The organism is Paenibacillus sp. GCM10027630, assembly GCF_042676305.1.
GTDB lineage: Bacteria > Bacillota > Bacilli > Paenibacillales > NBRC-103111 > Paenibacillus_S.
The window spans coordinates 42035-59771 of the sequence record NZ_JBHTGY010000095.1 but is presented as its reverse complement, the minus strand read 5'-3'; the positions used below and the strand labels follow the sequence as shown (position 1 = coordinate 59771).

The window sequence follows — 17737 nt, the reverse complement described above, 5'->3', positions numbered from 1 at the left end:
TAAAATGTTAATGAATGAAAAGAAAAAATGGCAAGCTCCAGTGTTGGACGTACTTAATGTTGATCAGACCATGGCAAGTGCACACATCGGTAAATACGATGAGGGCTATAATGAGGCTCTGGGTGAAGAAGGTCAAACAAACACTCATCATGGCTCTTAGTTTTAAATGAGATTCGTATGGCCCGTCGCCCTTATACAAAATGAATTTGTATAAGGGCTTTATTTTAAAAAACTTGTTAATTATTTGGAGTGAGATTATTGCTGGATACTATGAATAATGTGGTGTACAAAGCCTTTGGATTAACTTTGCGCAGTGAGATATCTTTGCCGGAATTACCTCTTCAGCCAGAGAGTAACGAAGCAGCAGATCTTAATATAGAAGTTGATGATGTATCCAGGCTTTGGCAGGAGTTATGCTCACCATCTAGCAGGTTTGTAATTAGAGAAAACCTGGTCATGTTTGAAGTGCCTGACATTGCTCTATTTTCCATTCATGGCGGCAATAAAATTATCGTGACACCTAAGGCCGGTTATGATGAAGAAATCGTTCGTTTATACCTACTTGGAACATGTATGGGTGCTTTATTGATGCAAAGAAGAATATTGCCTTTACATGGAAGTGCAGTCGCGATTGATGGGAAGGCATATGCCATTACCGGTGAATCAGGTGCTGGCAAATCAACACTTGCAGCCACATTCTTAAATCAAGGCTTTCAGCTTTTAACTGATGATGTAATAGCTATCTCCTTCTCACCAGACCAGATTCCTTATGTTACTCCGGCCTATCCTCAGCAAAAGCTATGGCAGGAAAGCTTAAGTAATTTCGGTATGGAAACAAGTCAATATCGATCTATATATGGCAGGGAAAGCAAATATTGTGTTCCGGTAACCTCTAAGTACTGTATGGAGCCTTTACCGCTTGCAGGTATTTATGAGCTGGTAAAAACGGAGAATTCCAAGATTGGTATCCGTCAGATCGACAAGCTCGAACGTTTTCAGACTCTCTTCTGTCATACGTATCGTAATTTCCTTGTTCCAGGGTTGGGCTTAATGGAATGGCATTTTAATACCTCCGCCACTATTATTAATCACATCGAAATATTCCAATTAAGTCGACCGGCATCTGGCTTTTCGGCTCCTCAATTAGCAGCTATCATTCAAGATACCTTAGATGGAGGCATATATCATGATCAAAAACCAAGGCATTTCGCTTGATGATCTCATTGTACAAGGCAGTGGGAATATTGTAAGTAACATGGGTGGAGAAAAAGTGATGCTGAGTGTTCAAAACGGAAAATATTACAATTTAGGTGAAATGGGCGGAGTTATATGGGATCTCATGAAGGAGCCTATTTCAGTCAATCAACTCGTCTCAACCTTGGTAGCCGAGTATGATGTAGACCAAGCTACATGTGAGGGGCAAGTTATTTCTTTCTTAGAGACAGTACGCAGAGAGAATTTAATCCAATTGGGAGATGAGGTCAACCGGTAGTCTTCTGAAGGTTGAAGAGTGGTGAAAGATATGAGATTAGCGGTAAAACTAAGAAAATTTTTCTCGCTGGATTGGCGAACAATGCTTCTATTTATTGAGGCATTTATTTATTTGGGCTGGGCGCGATATCTTGTATATCAGCCATTCAAGAAGATTGCACCTTCATTAGGCTCACATTTGGAGGAAACACCCCAAGCAACGAATGATAAGAACAAGGATGCTCTAAAAAATGTCCATTATGCGATTCATACAATAAGCAATCATACTTTTTGGGACAGCAAATGTTTAGTTAGAGCTTTTGCAGGCATGAGAATGCTGCAGCGGCGTGGGATAGAAAGCACGCTTTACCTAGGGACGGCCAAGGAGGAGTCAGGGAAAATGATTGCTCATGCATGGCTCCGCAGTGGCTCCTTTATAGTTACAGGGGTAGAAGGAATGGAGAGGTTTACAGTTGTGGGTACATTTGCCAGAAGGATAGGCAATTAATAAGTAGATCAAGGAGAATACGATGGTTAACAATTATAATCTCAACTTGACGGTTCTCACCAAAGAGTTAAAGCTGCTGCTGTTTCTTATGAAAATGGAAAATGACGAAGAAGTGCTTCTTAACAATAAAAAGTTGTTTGAAGATATAGATTGGGGCCAATTTCTACAATTAGCCAGGCATCATCGAGTGCATCCTATTGTTTATACGACGTTAAAAGGGGCAGATAAGAGCTGGATCCCCTCTAGTGTTGTCGAAGCTTTACGTATGGACTATCAAAAAAGTACATTTCAGATGCTCCATCTAAGCGGGGAAATGGAACAGCTATCCAAGCTATTTACTGAACATAAGATTCAATCACTGGTTCTGAAGGGCCCTATTCTTTCTCAAGATCTTTATGGGGATGTATCTCTTCGAACATCCAGAGATCTGGACATTCTGATTCCAATAGATGATTTGGATAACGCCGAAGAATTACTCTTAAAGCTGGGTTATGACAAGCTTGTGGAATTCTCTACAATCTTGAATGACTGGAGATGGAGGCATCATCATATCACCTTTATTCACCCAGTCAAAGGTGTAACCGTTGAAATACATTGGAGATTAAATCCAGGGCCTGCGAAGGAGCCGAGCTTTCATGAATTGTGGGAAAGGAAAAGGCTGAGCCCGCTAACGAGCTTCCCCGTCTATTTCTTGGGTAAAGAGGACTTATTCTTTTACCTTGCTTCTCATGGAGCGCGGCACGGATGGTCACGTCTTCGTTGGTTAGCCGATATGGATCGCATTGCGAAACAAAAGCTTGATTGGGGAAAGATCAATTGCCTTATGCAGCAATATAAATGCCTGCATGTAGGAGGTCAAACGATTATACTTGCATCTCAGCTTCTGAACACTCCTATTATCACAGAAATGAAGCCACTGCTAGCAGCGAGTAATTCCATGAGGCTGGCTCAGGATGCTATATTTTATTTGAAAGAAATGATCAATCTACATACGATTCCTGTACCGCAGCATGTATCCGATTATCACAAGCGTCATCTATTTTCCCTGATGTCTTTTCAAAACAAAATTTTATTTGTTATGAGTTTTTTTTATCCTTATCCTGAGGATGCCCAAACGTTGCCGCTGCCCAAAGCATTTCATTTCTTGTATTTTCCGCTGCGTCCCATTCTATGGGCTTGGAGGAAGACGAGGAAGTACGCATTACCATAGAGAAGGCTTACGAAGTTAACTTTCTTAAGGAAAGTTCAGTTAATGCTTGCGATGCAAAGTTTCGCTAAAGCGTAACTTTTAGGAGGATTCAAGGAAATGAAGCATATCTTATATCTTACAAAGAAATTACACCGTTATGCAGGAACCATTCTTTACATAAATCTCTTAGGTATGGTTATTATCAGCTTACTTGAGGGTATAGGAATCTTTTTATTATTTCCTCTGCTTAGTATGAGCGGCTTTCTAAATGTAACGGCTGGAGCCAATCCAATTTGGGGGCTTTTCGACTTCCTGCAAACCATCCCTAAGGCATGGGGGCTACCTCTTGTGTTAGGTTTATATACCTTATTGGCTGTAAGCCAAACTCTGCTGCAGCGAAATCTTACTATTCGAGAGGTTAAGATCCATACCGGTTTTCTTAACCACTTAAGATTAGAAACATATCGCTCATTGCTGCAGGCTAATTGGGATTTTTTTATCAAAAAGAGAAAATCCGATCTTATTAATTCATTAACAACAGAGCTAGGGCGTGTTGGTGGCGGGCTGCGTATGCTGCTGCAATTCATTGCTTCGCTGATTTTTACATTCATCCAGATAGGTATTGCTTTCTGGCTTTCTTCAAGTTTAACCCTTTTTGTATTAGGCTGTGGTTTATTGCTTGCCCTCTTTTCCAGAAAATACATTAAAAGATCCAATGTTCTAGGAAATCAAACATCCGAGCTATCGCAAAGCTACCTTGCGGGAATTACGGAACACTTTAACGGAATTAAAGATATAAAAAGCAATATGCTGGAAGAATCCCGCTATCATTGGCTGCTTTCATGGTGCCGCCAGATTGAACAAGAAAGAATAGAAAATTTTAAATTAAAATCCAATAGTCAGCTTTTTTATAAGATTTCCATGGCTATCATCGTTGCCGGCTTTATTTTCTTCTCTGTGACTATGTTTCACTCCCAATTAGAACAACTGATACTGATTATTCTCATCTTTTCCCGGCTATGGCCCAGATTTACGAGCATACAATCTAATTTGGAGGAGATTGCTTCTTGCAGCGCTGCCTTTAATGCTTTGATTGGTTTACAGAAGGAATGTAATAGTGCAAGAGAGTTGGAGAATATAAACCACAGCAACAATAAGGTTAAGCCGATTCAAATTAAGCATGGGCTAGAATGCAGTAAAGTGCATTTTCGGTATAATCCCAGTGTAGCCACTTACTCTCTCCAAGATATTAGTTTACAGATCCCGGCCAATTGCATGACAGCTATCGTAGGCCGTTCGGGTGCAGGTAAAAGCACTTTAATTGATATCATTATGGGGTTATTGAAGCCGGAAAGCGGAATGGTTTTAATAGATGGAGCACCTCTCAACCGGGATAACTTATTATCGTTAAGAAGATCCATCAGCTATATTCCACAGGATCCCTTCTTATTTAATGGAAGTATTAAAGAAAACATGCAAATCATTGAACCTGATGCAACTGAAGCACAAATGTGGGAAGCGTTGGAATTTGCTGCTGCGGCTGAATTTGTAGGCAGACTTCCATTCGGCATGGATACTCTAATTGGAGATAGAGGAATAAGACTTTCTGGAGGGGAACGACAGAGGCTTGTTCTAGCTCGGGCCATATTAAGGAAGCCAGCCATTCTGGTGTTGGATGAAGCAACAAGTGCGCTTGATACGGAGAATGAAACAAAAATCCAAGGTGCACTGGATAAGCTTAGAGGAACGATGACCATTATCGTGATAGCCCACCGTTTGTCTACTGTTCGTAATGCGGATCAAGTAATTGTATTGGATCAAGGGAAAATTATTCAAAAGGGTGCGTTTAACCAACTGGCGAAGGAAAAGGAAGGATTATTTTCAAGCTTACTGGGAAATCAAATGAGGGATTCAAAAGTCATTTCTTTAAGATAATGATGGGAAATATTGTATTGACACGTTCTCTATAAAGAACTAATATAAGATTGTAAGCAGCGAAATATAGTTCAGTGGAAAAAATTTTTGCATCATCGTTCTATATATAGAACGACATATGATGGAGTTAATTATATTTTGGTGATGTCTCCTAACCATTATCGATGGAGGCACTCGATCATGCTGTGGGTTGAAATAAACCTTAGACGCCAGTCGTCGGTAGTGTGGTGTGAGGGAGGGTTAGATGCCCTGCTTTAAAGTTTTTAACTATGTGATTTTTGATAAAGACCCTGTAGTTAAGAACTTTAATCAAACAGTAACATTTGAGAATAGGTGGTTAAAGGATGTCGGGATTATTAATACTTGGTGCTGGGGGACTTGGTAAGGTTATTGCCGAGATCGCTGTATTGATGGGTAAATGGGAGAGGATAGCTTTTCTGGATGACAGGGTCGAGCTCAAGGAAGTGATGGGTTTCCCTGTGATTGGCAAGCTTACAGATTTGGATTCTTATATCAAGGATTACAATAATGCCTTTGTAGCCATAGGTCATAATCATACAAGATTAATGTGGCTGCAACTGATCGGAATTTCCGGATTTATTATTCCTGCATTAATTCATCCGTTAAGCATAGTAAGCAAGTTTAGTTCCATAGGTGAAGGCACTGCCGTAATGGCGGGGGCCGTAATTAATACAGATGCTACTATAGGCAGAGGCTGTATTATCAATACGTGTGCAAGCATAGATCATGATTGTACTCTGGAGGATGGGATTCATGTTTCTCCTGGAGCACGTGTCAGCGGCACAGTAAACATTGGTCGATGCAGCTGGGTATGTGTTGGTTCGACTATTGCTAATGATATTAGAATCGGCAGTCATGTTATTGTTGCAGCAGGAGCGGTTGTTGTTCGCAATGTACCCGATAATGTTATGGTAGCCGGTGTACCTGCAATGCTAAAAAAGGTGATAGCTGTCAGGAATTGATGAGGGGCTGTATGTATATCATGAGGTGGTGATGTTAGGCATGATAATGGTTTATTGCATGAAATGCCAAAAGTTGGTTGATGAAAAACTGGCTGTCGGAATAATGAAAACCGGTTTCTATAAAAAAGATATTCCTGTTGCATTACAATGCGCCGATTGTATTGAGAATGGAAACAGAAAGCAAGAATCTTCCTGAAGGAGACATTATTATGGACGCGAGTAAGGATAAAATCGACAAAATTCTTCATTATTGTTGGTTTGGCGGGAAAGAAAAACCTGACATAGTAAAACGATGTATGGACAGCTGGAAGCAAAATTTATCGAACTATGAAATCATCGAGTGGAATGAAGATAAATTTGATATTAGTTCTATTACATACGTAAGAGAGGCTTACGAAGCAAGGAAATTTGCATTTGTCAGTGATTACGTAAGAGTATATGCCTTATACCATTTTGGCGGAATTTACCTGGATACAGATGTCGAGGTATTCAAACCCTTCGATGATTTATTGCATCATGATTCGTTCTGGGGGTTTGAGCAAGAGAATTATGTGGCTACAAGCACGATAGGCGCGGCTAAAGGGAATCAACTGATAAAGACATTTTTAGATTCATATGAGCGAAAAGCTTTTATCAAGGATGATGGCACACAGGATGACTTAACGAATGTGGCTATTATAACCCAAATCCTTCAAAACATAGGCGTTAAAGCTAATGGAGAATATCAAGAATTAGAGGGTTTAGCAGCATTTTATCCTCAAACTTACTTTTCTCCCTATGATTATATCAACTGCAGAAAGTTTATAACTGCGGACACTTATGCTATGCACCATTTTCACAAAAGCTGGCTGCCGCCTAAAGCGAGATTGAAAAGCCGAGTCAAGCTGGCATTAGCCAAAATTATTGGTGGCGACAATATTGCAAGACTGAGGAAGTACATATAGATGCCGCTTTTTAAGGAGAATGAACATGGTACACCTATTGAAAAAAATAATGTCGGTACTTGCGGCTGAATGTCGTACAAGGGGTGTTTATTTAACCTTAATTATGAATATTTCTCATGTAATAGGCTTCGTCAGAGGCTGCTTATTCAAGCTGCTGTATTTCAAAAATATCCGATCCTCCTTATTCTCTCTTCAGGCCCATAGCAGAATTGAGATTTTTAACAAGAAATCCAGAGTCTACATAGGGAAATTTGTTTTTATAAGAAAAAATGCAAGCATCCGGGTAGATTTTAAAGGGGAGCTCACGATTGAGGAAAAGGTTTTTATCAATGATAACTGCAACATTAATTGTGTGAATAAAGTATGGATTGGCAGAAATACCAAAATTGCTCCTAACGTGTGTATAAATGATCATGATCATAATTATAAAAATACGGCAGATGGCCACCTGATAATGGGTGAGGTCATAATTGGGGAGAATGTTTGGATTGGTTCCAATGTAGTTGTTCTGAAGGACACCACAATAGGGGATAATGCCGTAATTGCAGCTGGGAGCGTTGTTAAGGGAAATGTCCCCGCTAATACGCTTTTTCTTAACAAGAGAGAAAATAAATGCATACCATACGGTGTATCCCAACCATTATCTGAGGTTATCTAAGGAGAACACCACATGAACTAGAGGGGAAAAATATGAAGAAGAATATTTTAATTTCTGTTTATGATATGGAAATTGGCGGTATTGAAAGAAGCTTAATTAACATGCTGGAAAGCTTTGATTATGACAGGTATAAGGTCGATTTATTCATTTGTAATCATGCAGGTGACTTCATGAGCCTAATACCTAAGCAAGTTCATGTGCTGCCGCAAATCCACAACTACACGGTTTATAGGAAGCCTATACTTCAATGTATTAAAGAAGGCCATTATTCGACCTCGATCATAAGAGTCATGTGCAAATATATAGCCAAAATTAAAGCTTTGTTCAGAAATTTGAAAGAAGGCTCCGGGTATATTCAAATGCAGCTTGTTTCCAAGTACACCTCTTATTGGATGCCCAAAATCGCTCAGAAGTATGATCTCGCCATCAGCTATGCATGGCCCCATGACCTCATTGCTCAAAAAGTAACGGCGGATAAGAAAATTGCCTGGATTCATACCGATTACAGTGAGCTGGAAATCGATAATAAACTGGATTTGAATGTTTGGAATAAGTTTGATTCCATAGCGGCGGTTTCGGAGGCTTGCAGCAGCGCCTTTCTGACGGTATATCCTTCCCTGGAAAAAAAAGTGATAGTGGTGGAAAATATAACTTCACCTGCATTTATTAAAAAAATGGCTGCGGAGACCAGCTCTATCCCTAAGAATACAGCTGAGGCTTTTCATATTGTATCTGTGGGCCGATTGTCCTTTGTGAAAGGCTTTGATATGGCGGTTGAGGCCTTGAAGAAGCTTCATGCTAAAGGGTATACGAATATTAAATGGTATGTCATTGGTTATGGCGGGTATGAGAATGAGCTGAAACAAATAATAGCTACGCTTAAATTGGAGGATAGCTTCATCCTGTTGGGGAAGCAAACCAACCCGTATCCATATATCCAGGCATGTGATTTATATGTGCAGCCTTCCAGATATGAGGGGAAAGCCGTTACTGTTACGGAGGCCCAAATATTAGGAAAGCCTATACTGATAACTAATTACCCGACAGCGAAAAGTCAAGTTGAAGATGGTGTGGACGGGTACATTTGTGAATTAAGTGTCGATGGAATTGTTGAAGGTATACAGAAATTTGTTGAAAACGATGAATTAAGGAGAAAGTTAACGGATCGAATAAAAGATAAGGACTACAGCAATACATTTGAGCTGGATAAGCTGTACGAAATCATGGAGGATGTAAGGCTTAGCAAAGGTGTGATATAACGATGTACAAGGTCAGTGTAATAATTCCTGTATACAATGCGGATGCATACATCTCCGAATGTATAGAGTCGCTATTGAAACAGACGCTGCAGGAATGTGAATTCATATTTATCAATGATGGTTCGACGGATAACAGCAGACAAATTATCGAGAGCTATAGGAACAGCAGCACGAGAATTAAGCTGATCAATCAAGCAAATCAAGGTGTGAGCATAGCGAGGAATATGGGGCTGCAAATAGCTGCTGGAGAATATACAGGATTCGTAGATGCTGACGACTATATTAAACCGGATATGTATGAAACCTTATACAATGCGGCCAAACAAGGCGATTGCGATGTAGTGATTTCCAATTTTGAAGGTGAGCTAGATGGACATAGGGTAAGCTACAAATATCTGTTTCCTGACAATGTGGTTCTTCCGCGAGCGTACATAGAAGAGGAGATGCTGCCCTACTTCATCAAGACGGATAATTTAAATACCGCATGTAATAAAATTTACAGACAACAAATAATAAAAGAACATAACTTATCCTTTCCCGAGAAGGTTGCTTTGGGCGAGGATGGTATGTTTAACATGCTTTTTTTTAGTTATGCCCTCAATATGAAATATATCGATTATTCAGGCTATTATTACCGGGAAGTAGCGGGAAGCGCAACAAGAAACTTGATGGAAAAGGATTATTTTGAACGAGCGCTTGAAGTGTTCAAGCTGGAATTGCCAGAAATACATACAGGTAAACTCGATAGGGTTAAGCTTTATCAGCTAAAGTCCATCAAGCTTATACGAAGCGTAATGTCGTACATTCATATTTATTTTATTCCGTCCAAGGAGATCAGCTTCAACCAAAGGTATACGTATGTCAAAAATATGATCAGTAATAAATATGTCAGAGATGCATTATCCGTCTATTACAGCGAAAGCTACAGCACTTCAGCGAGATATGAAAAATTAATAACAGACATGATCCGAAGTCAATCTGCTGTCGGATTATATTGCGTTACAGCTTACAGCAGACTTAGAAACAGGGATGGAAGGGGCAGATGAAATGAAAATAATGATGTTTGCGCACGACGGAAGCCTGAATAGAGGATGTGAGGCTATTGTACGGTCATCAACGAGTCTGATCAAAGAGAAAATAAATGGCGCTCAGGTCTATCTGGCATCAGGGAAGCCTGAAACCGATGAAATGATTTCCAAGCTCGATGGAATCTACGATGGATCTGCTAGCGGGATTAAAAAATATTCGTATGAGTGGTTACTTTCTGCAGTGAAAGTGAAGCTTTTTAATGACGAGACTTATGCATTGGGTAAAATCCACAACAATATTGTTAAGCATATTCATAACATGGATGTATGTTTATCGATAGGCGGGGATAATTACTGCTACGGAGAACAGCCTGGTTGGTATGAGATCAATCGACGGGTGAAAGCCCAAGGTAAAAAGCTTGTCTTATGGGGGTGCTCGATCGGTCCAGAGGACATGTCGGACAGGAAGCTTCAGGATCTTAAGCAGTTTGATTTGATATTGGCGCGTGAAAGCCTGACCTACCTTATGCTGAAAAGCAAAGGCTTAAAGAATGTGAGGCTTTGTGCGGATTCCGCTTTTACCATGGAGAAGGAAGAGCTGGAGCTGCCGGAAGGCTGGCAGGCGGGGAACACGGTAGGTCTTAATTTTAGCCCCTTGGTATGGAAAAGAAATAAGGAATCACAAACGGCGGTTAAAGACCTTATCAACCATATTTTATCTACTACGAATATGACGATCGCACTGACTCCACATGTTATGGAAGACGGCAATAATGACTATGAAATACTTCACAATTATTATGAGCAATTTAAAACCAATAGCAGGGTCCTTCTTTTGCCTAATCATTTAAATGCCATTCAATATAAGGGATATATCTCACGAATGAGGTTTTTTGTAGGTGCGCGAACTCATGCGACAATAGCAGCCTACTCCAACTTTGTTCCAACCATGGTGTTAGGCTACAGTGTTAAGTCCAAAGGTATATCCAAAGATATTTTCGGTGAAGAGAAATTGGTATTAAGCATAGATGAAATATCGAACAGCAGCAAGCTTAAATCCAAGTTTGATGAAATGGTAAGAGAGGAAAAGGAAATCAGACGAAAGCTGCAAAAATCTATTCCTAATATTAAGAAAATGTCCTACAAAGCAGTAGAGTATTTAGATAAGCTAATTCAATAAAAATTGAGGTATATGATGAAAAAAAATTTACTGTTTATTATGCCCAACTTAACCTCGGGCGGTGGAGAGAAAAGCTTGGTCACCTTGCTGAGCAAGATCGATTACACTCTGTACAATGTGGACTTGTTTTTATTGTATCATAGTGGCCTATTCCTGGAGTTTATCCCGAAGGAAGTGCGGCTTATCCCGATATCGGAAAACTTTCAGTTGTTTACTCTGCCTTTATTTCAAGCTGTCAAGAAGCTTCTACTGAAGGGAAAGGTCAGCTTGGCCTATAACCGGTTGATGTTTTCCTTGAGGCATAGAAACATCTCTAACGTTTCCCAAAGAGAGCAGTACAATTGGAAATACCTTGCTAAATCATTAACTAAAAATGAGAAGAAATATGATGTTGCCATTGGATTTCTGGAGAAGACGGCAAGCTATTATTGTGTAGATAAGGTAGATGCTGCCAAGAAAATAGGCTGGGTGCATATTGATTATGATCAGCTCGGTATGGATCCTCAATTTGACCACAAGTATTTTGATCATATGGATAGTATCGTTACGGTATCAGAGGAATGTGCCCAAATACTCAAAAAACGATTTCCCGATCAAGAAAATAAGGTGAAGGTTATTTATAACATTGTTTCGCCAACGATGATCTATCAAATGGCCAATCAGGATAATAACGATGTATTCAACCGTAAGGATGATGAATTCAACATTCTTTCCATCGGTCGGCTGCATTATCAAAAAGCTTTTGAAATAGCGGTTGAGGCTTGCAGGAAGCTGATTGATCGTGGCTACAAAATAAAGTGGAACATTATTGGCGACGGCGAAGAAAGGGAAAAGCTGACGCAGCTAATCGAGCAGAATCAATTGGAAAATCATTTTAAATTACTGGGCTTAAAAACGAATCCTTACCCTTATTTGAAGCAAACCGATATTTATGCTCAAACCTCCAGATTTGAAGGAAAATCAATAGCTATCGATGAGGCCAAAATATTGCACAAGCCGATTATAGTTACGAATTTCAATACAGCGAAGGATCAGATTAATGATGGAACGGATGGACTCATTGTCGATATGAATGCGGATGCTATGGCTGCAGGGATTGAGAAGCTGATTAATGATACAAGCTTGAGAAGCAAGCTGAGCTTGAACTTGGCGAGTTTAAAATTAGGAACGGAAGAAGAGATACATAAGTTCTACAATCTTCTGAACAGGTGAGAAGCTATGAAGAAAAAAGTGCTTTTTGTTATTAATAATTTAAGCTGCGGCGGGGCAGAGAAGGCTCTTATCTCTTTATTAGAGACGATGGATTATACGGAATATGAGGTTGATCTATTTTTGTTCGAGCATACAGGATTGTTCCTGGGAAAAATTCCGGACCAAGTGAATTTGTTGAAAGAACAGCGTGAGTACCGTTACTATGATATGCCTGTAAAGCATGCCGTGTTAGACTGCTTGAAACGAGGCAGAGTTAATATGGCTCTATCCAGAATTCGTGCGGGTTATATTTATAAAACCGAAAAGAAGAGAGTTCGATGTCAGCAAAGGGTTTGGAAATACATATCGAAGTCGTTGAAAAACATAGATCAAAGCTATGATATCGCTGTGGGGTATCTGGAGAAAAATCCCATCTATTTTTGCATTGATAAAGTAAAAGCAACCAAGAAAATAGGATTCATCCATAATGACTACGACAAGCTTGGAATGGATCCGTACTTGGATCAAGCTTATTTCGAACAATTGGATCATCTGGTCACGGTATCTGAGGAATGCGGTAATATTCTTAAAAAAAGATTTCCTATGTATGAACGCAAAGTAAAAATTATGTACAACATCGTATCTCCTGCGGCCATCCATAATTTATCGTTAGAAAAAACGGACATAAGCGATCATACCATCAAATTGGTTTCAGTAGGCAGGCTCAATGATCAAAAAGGCTTTACGCTTGCTATTGAAGCCTGCAGAGAGCTTGTTCAGAATGGCTACAATGTAAAGTGGTATGTAATTGGCGAAGGTGAAGAGAGAGGCAAGCTTGAGCAGCTGATCGAGGATAACGGCCTTCAAGGAATTTTCAACTTGCTCGGAAACAAGGAAAATCCATATCCTTACATTAAAGCCGCCGATATTTACGTGCAGCCTTCGCGGTTTGAAGGGAAGTCTATAGCGGTAGATGAAGCCAAAATATTGCATAAGCCCATAGTTGTAACTAATTTTAATACAGCCAAAGATCAAATCAATGATAAGGAGAATGGATTAATTGTTGAAATGAATCCGAGATCGGTTTTTGAAGGCATTAAAGCGTTAATAGACGATGAGCCGTTAAGGGAGCATTTTAAAGCAAATTTATCCAAAGAAAAGCTGGGAACGGAATCGGAGATTCACAAATTATATGCGTTATTCAAGTAGTCGAGAAAGGAAAGATTATTTGTTATGCAAATCATAAGCCTTCTGCTTTTGGGTATTGTGTGTGTGGTTATTCTCATTGATCTGGTTCCATTAGGTAAAGATTGGTTGTACCGAATTCATATTGGCAGGTATCAGGACAAACAGGCATGGAATAAATCGATAACTCGGATTGGCGCCAAGTGGCTTAATACAACACCTAAGATTAAGGTGACGGACAATACCCGATGGGTTGTCATCGATATGCTGAAGGGAAATTATACGAAGCACGCCATACAGCATTGGCAAGAAGCCTCCTTGCTGCTAGGTCTGTCGGAGTATTTAAAAACGAATAAGGATCAGGAGGTCGAACGGGAGCTGAAGAAGTTTTTGAGCTCAAAATTCGATCGGACCGGGCAGTGGCTCCAATTGCCTAAGGAAGTAGACGGAGCTATTCTTGCTTATGCCGTAATTACATTAGGCTTTATTAATCCCGATTTTTATAAAAAAGCCTTTGATTCCACTTGGGAGATGATTCAAGAGCATATCGGAGACGAAGGCACCGTACAATATCGCAAATTTATGAAAAACTACAGATATGTGGATACTATTGGTTTTATTTGTCCTTTTTTAGTTGCCTACGGCATTCGCTATCAAAAGAAGGAATGTGTGGAGCTCGCTGTCAAGCAAATTAAAGCGTACGAAGAATACGGAATGCTGGAACAGCATTATATTCCAAGCCATGCTTATCAAGTCGAAAGTAAAGCTCCACTTGGCTTATACGGGTGGGGAAGAGGGCTTGGCTGGTTCGCCATTGGCCTTATTGATGCATGGAATGAGCTGCCTTTAGACCATGAATATAAACCGGTTATGGAGGAAAGTGTGAAGAGGTTCGCCAAAGCAGCGATTGCGTTTCAGCAGGATCAAGGCAATTGGAACTGGACGGTTGCGAGGGGTGAATGCAGGCCGGATTCTTCAACTACTGCGACATTGGGCTGGTTCTTGTTAAATGCAGCCAAGATAGAGGAGATTGCAACACCTTGTCTAGAAAGTGCGGATAAAGCGATTCAATATTTGATGAGAGTGACCAGACGGAACGGAGAAGTCGATTTCTCGCAGGGAGATACGAAGGATATAGGTGTATACTCCATGTTGTTTAACATACTTCCTTTTACCCAGGGCTTCTGTATCAGACAAATAAATTTATATCAAAATAGATAATCTAGAGTAGGTGATTGAGTTGATAGCAAGATTGGTGACTTCGGTAAAAGCTCGAATTAGGAATAAATGGTTTCCCAAAACAGAAATCGAAGTGTTAAAGGAAAGAGGGTTGAAGGTTGGAAAAAATTTTAACTTTTTTAACAGTCATATCGATTATGGTCATTGCTGGCTCATTGAGATAGGCGATGATGTAACCATAACGAACAGCTCCATATTGGCTCATGATGCAAGTACTAAGTATTATTTGGGCAAGTCGAAGATTGGAAGGGTTAAGATTGGGGATCGGGTATTTATTGGATGGAATAGCGTCGTATTGTGCAATGTGAGGATTGGAAATGATGTTTTGGTTGCCGCTGGCTCGATTGTTACCAAGGATATTCCCGACAATAGCGTAGTTGCAGGGAATCCGGCGAGAGTCGTTGGAAAAACATCGGATTATTTGGATAGACATAAGCAAAATTTAATTGATAAACCTGTCTACGATACTTATTGGCCTTATAAATCGCAAGAACAGATGAATACAATAAGAAAAGAATTAGAAAATGATTTTGGCTATGATTTATAAATATCAATGAGAGTACGGAGAAACGATGAGAGTAAAACATTCTGTTCTTAATATTTCCACCGGCTTAGGCAGTCAGCTCATTATTACGCTGCTAAGCTTTTTTTCACGTACAGTGTTTATTAATAGCCTTGGTATTGAATATTTAGGGGTAAATGGACTGTTCACGAATATTTTGGCTATGCTTTCCTTGGCTGAGGTAGGTATTGGTTCAAGTATTGTGTACAGCCTTTACAAGCCGGTGGCGGAAAACGACAAAGAGAAAATCAAGGCGCTCATGAAGCTGTATAAAAAGGCGTATTTGGTCATAGCTCTAGTCATTTTAGTGCTGGGACTCGCGATGATGCCATTTCTGAACTATTTTGTCAAAGATACTAGTGTCGATCAGATTTACCTGATTTATCTCATTTTTTTGATCAATACCGTGGCCCCCTACTTCTTTCAGCATAAAAGCTCGTTCCTCAATGTTTGCCAGAAAAGCTATATTATAACGGGGCTTTTTTCGGTATCGGCGATTGTCTCTACATCCTTAAAAATATGGATCCTGAATACGACTCAAAATTATATTTTATATTTAATCGTCGAAAGCCTGATTACAATAATTAACAGCGTCATCTTATCCGTAATAGTTGATCGAATGTACCCATTCTTGAAGGAAAAGCTGGTAGCTACATTAGATGCTGTCGTCAAGAAAGACATTATCAAAAATGTTAAGGCCATTATGCTGCAAAATATAGGTACCTATCTGATCTTTGGTACAGACAACATCATTATCTCTTCATTTGTGAGCGTAACGGCAGTCGGACTGTATTCAAACTATAATATGTTGATCGATATATGCAGAACCTTTATTAATCAAGTTTTTAACAATATATATCACAGTATAGGGAACTTGGTCGCCAACGAAAATAAAGAAAAAATATATAGTTTGTTTAAGGTTTATTGGCTGCTTAATTTTTGGTTGTACTCTCTTTTCTCCATATTTCTTTATATCATTATTGAACCCTTTATCTCATTATGGATCGGCTCCTCATTCATTATGGGGAAGACGATTTTAGTCGTGTTAATGATTACTTTCTATGAGCGGGGCATGAGAAATGCTATTACTACATTAAAAACAACAGCAGGTATTTTTCATGAAGATAGGTACGTACCGTTATATCAAGCGGCAATTAACCTTGGATTTTCAATTTGGTTGGTACATAAATTAGGATTGCCAGGAGTCTTCATCGGAACACTCATCAGTGCTATAGCCGTTCCGTTCTGGACTACGCCTTATTACGTTTATAAAAAAGTGTTCCACAAGCCGCTGCTGCGTTACTTTGTTAGATACGGTTACTTCGCCGCCGTTGGTTTGGGAACATGTCTGGTTACAAGCGTGCTGTGCAATATGATCGCGGCTGATCATCTAGTATATTTATTGCTGAAGGCACTGGTCGGAATTGTTTTACCTAACGTGATTTATGTAATCATGTTCTATCGTACAGATGAGTTTAAATATTTGTTTGGAGTATTTCTTACTATTGTGGGTAACTTCCAGAAGAGAATCAAGCGAATGCAAAGACGAGATTTATCTGGTGATGTTCAATGAGTTTCAGTTCAGGGACGCAGAAGAAAATAATATGGAGGTCATTTATTTGGAAACGCCTATTCCCAAAATCATACACTATTGCTGGTTTGGCCGTGGAAAAAAGCCGTCACAAGCTTATAAATGTATTAGCAGCTGGAGAAAGCATTTGCCTGACTATCAGATTATAGAGTGGAATGAAGATAACTTTGATGTAAATGTCAACCTCTACTGTAAGCAGGCTTATGATGCCGGGAAATATGCCTTCGTTACGGACTATGTCAGACTTCACGTTATTTACTATCATGGCGGTATATACATGGACACGGACGTTGAGGTGTTAAAAAGTCTGGATAAATTTCTGGATACATCCGCTTTTTCAGGCTTTGAAAGTAATGAATATATACCAACAGGCATTATGGGATGTGCAAAAGGACATCCTTGGGTAGGCAGACTTCTAGAATTTTACAAAAACCATGTATTCTATAAAAGCAATGGCAGCATGGACGTAACGACCAATACAAGCGTTATAACTAGCATCACTAAGGATGAGTACAATTTAGTAATAGGAAACCATATGCAAATTTTAAAGGATGATGTACATATTTATCCGAGTGATTACTTTTGCCCCAAAAACTGGATGACAGGAGAAATGCAGCTTACTTACAATTCGCATGTTATTCATCATTTTGCTGGTTCATGGCTCCCTCAAAAAAGACGATTAAGAATTAAAATAACGGGTTGGATTATTAGGGCACTTAAAATTTCGATGGGTAAAAACAATTATTTTAAATTCACCAAATTCATAAAAAATTACTTATAACCAAGGTGGTATTGGGGAGGTCTTGCTTTTGAGC

Annotated in this window: 18 protein-coding genes; all 18 read left to right on the top strand. The window is 39.5% G+C overall.

From position 1 onward, the window contains the following. Positions 1 to 4 precede the first annotated feature (4 nt). Positions 5 to 160, top strand: coding sequence for a paeninodin family lasso peptide (locus ACFQ0C_RS35485; RefSeq protein ID WP_258216927.1), 156 nt, complete (start codon positions 5 to 7; stop codon positions 158 to 160). Positions 161 to 258: 98 nt separating this feature from the next. Continuing rightward, the gene (locus tag ACFQ0C_RS35480; protein WP_379374134.1) at positions 259 to 1215 is read left to right on the top strand and encodes an HPr kinase/phosphorylase; all 957 of its coding nucleotides are present in this window, start codon (positions 259 to 261) and stop codon (positions 1213 to 1215) included. Continuing rightward, a complete protein-coding gene (locus ACFQ0C_RS35475) occupies positions 1184 to 1492 on the top strand; it encodes a lasso peptide biosynthesis PqqD family chaperone (protein ID WP_379374203.1) in 309 nt (102 codons plus the stop codon). Before ACFQ0C_RS35480 ends, ACFQ0C_RS35475 begins: the two co-directional genes overlap by 32 nt. Positions 1493 to 1522: 30 nt before the next feature. Beyond that, positions 1523 to 1978: a lasso peptide biosynthesis B2 protein gene (locus tag ACFQ0C_RS35470; protein ID WP_379374132.1), complete on the top strand. Its 456-nt coding sequence runs from the start codon at positions 1523 to 1525 to the stop codon at positions 1976 to 1978. Between the two features lie 22 nt (positions 1979 to 2000). Continuing rightward, complete coding sequence (locus ACFQ0C_RS35465) at positions 2001 to 3188, top strand: nucleotidyltransferase domain-containing protein (RefSeq protein ID WP_379374130.1); 1188 nt, start codon at positions 2001 to 2003, stop codon at positions 3186 to 3188. Between the two features lie 96 nt (positions 3189 to 3284). Continuing rightward, entirely contained in the window at positions 3285 to 5102 is a 1818-nt protein-coding gene (locus ACFQ0C_RS35460; protein ID WP_379374128.1) for an ABC transporter ATP-binding protein, read from the top strand. Between the two features lie 344 nt (positions 5103 to 5446). Then, a complete protein-coding gene (locus ACFQ0C_RS35455) occupies positions 5447 to 6085 on the top strand; it encodes a NeuD/PglB/VioB family sugar acetyltransferase (RefSeq protein ID WP_258216932.1) in 639 nt (212 codons plus the stop codon). Between the two features lie 209 nt (positions 6086 to 6294). Next, on the top strand, positions 6295 to 7029 hold the full coding sequence (locus tag ACFQ0C_RS35450) for a glycosyltransferase family 32 protein (protein WP_379374126.1): 735 nt from the start codon (positions 6295 to 6297) through the stop codon (positions 7027 to 7029). Between the two features lie 25 nt (positions 7030 to 7054). Further along, positions 7055 to 7687, top strand: a complete 633-nt coding sequence (locus tag ACFQ0C_RS35445) for an acyltransferase (RefSeq protein ID WP_379374124.1) — start codon at positions 7055 to 7057, stop codon at positions 7685 to 7687. A 32-nt stretch (positions 7688 to 7719) separates the two neighbouring features. Beyond that, entirely contained in the window at positions 7720 to 8946 is a 1227-nt protein-coding gene (locus tag ACFQ0C_RS35440) for a glycosyltransferase (protein WP_379374122.1), read from the top strand. A 2-nt stretch (positions 8947 to 8948) separates the two neighbouring features. Continuing rightward, positions 8949 to 9992: a glycosyltransferase gene (locus ACFQ0C_RS35435; protein ID WP_379374120.1), complete on the top strand. Its 1044-nt coding sequence runs from the start codon at positions 8949 to 8951 to the stop codon at positions 9990 to 9992. A gap of 1 nt (position 9993) precedes the next feature. After that, the gene (locus tag ACFQ0C_RS35430; protein WP_379374118.1) at positions 9994 to 11154 is read left to right on the top strand and encodes a polysaccharide pyruvyl transferase family protein; all 1161 of its coding nucleotides are present in this window, start codon (positions 9994 to 9996) and stop codon (positions 11152 to 11154) included. A gap of 15 nt (positions 11155 to 11169) precedes the next feature. Next, positions 11170 to 12366 (top strand): glycosyltransferase, encoded by a 1197-nt coding sequence (locus tag ACFQ0C_RS35425; protein WP_379374116.1) that lies wholly within the window; start codon positions 11170 to 11172, stop codon positions 12364 to 12366. Between the two features lie 6 nt (positions 12367 to 12372). Beyond that, entirely contained in the window at positions 12373 to 13554 is a 1182-nt protein-coding gene (locus ACFQ0C_RS35420; RefSeq protein ID WP_379374114.1) for a glycosyltransferase, read from the top strand. Between the two features lie 24 nt (positions 13555 to 13578). Then, on the top strand, positions 13579 to 14751 hold the full coding sequence (locus ACFQ0C_RS35415) for a glycoside hydrolase family 88 protein (protein ID WP_379374112.1): 1173 nt from the start codon (positions 13579 to 13581) through the stop codon (positions 14749 to 14751). A 19-nt stretch (positions 14752 to 14770) separates the two neighbouring features. Beyond that, positions 14771 to 15316 carry an acyltransferase gene (locus tag ACFQ0C_RS35410; protein WP_379374110.1) on the top strand — a complete coding sequence of 182 codons (546 nt, stop codon included), beginning with the start codon at positions 14771 to 14773 and terminating at the stop codon, positions 15314 to 15316. A gap of 25 nt (positions 15317 to 15341) precedes the next feature. Then, positions 15342 to 16904: a lipopolysaccharide biosynthesis protein gene (locus ACFQ0C_RS35405; protein WP_379374108.1), complete on the top strand. Its 1563-nt coding sequence runs from the start codon at positions 15342 to 15344 to the stop codon at positions 16902 to 16904. 46 nt (positions 16905 to 16950) lie between these two features. Further along, positions 16951 to 17703: a glycosyltransferase family 32 protein gene (locus ACFQ0C_RS35400; protein ID WP_379374106.1), complete on the top strand. Its 753-nt coding sequence runs from the start codon at positions 16951 to 16953 to the stop codon at positions 17701 to 17703. Positions 17704 to 17737 lie beyond the last annotated feature (34 nt).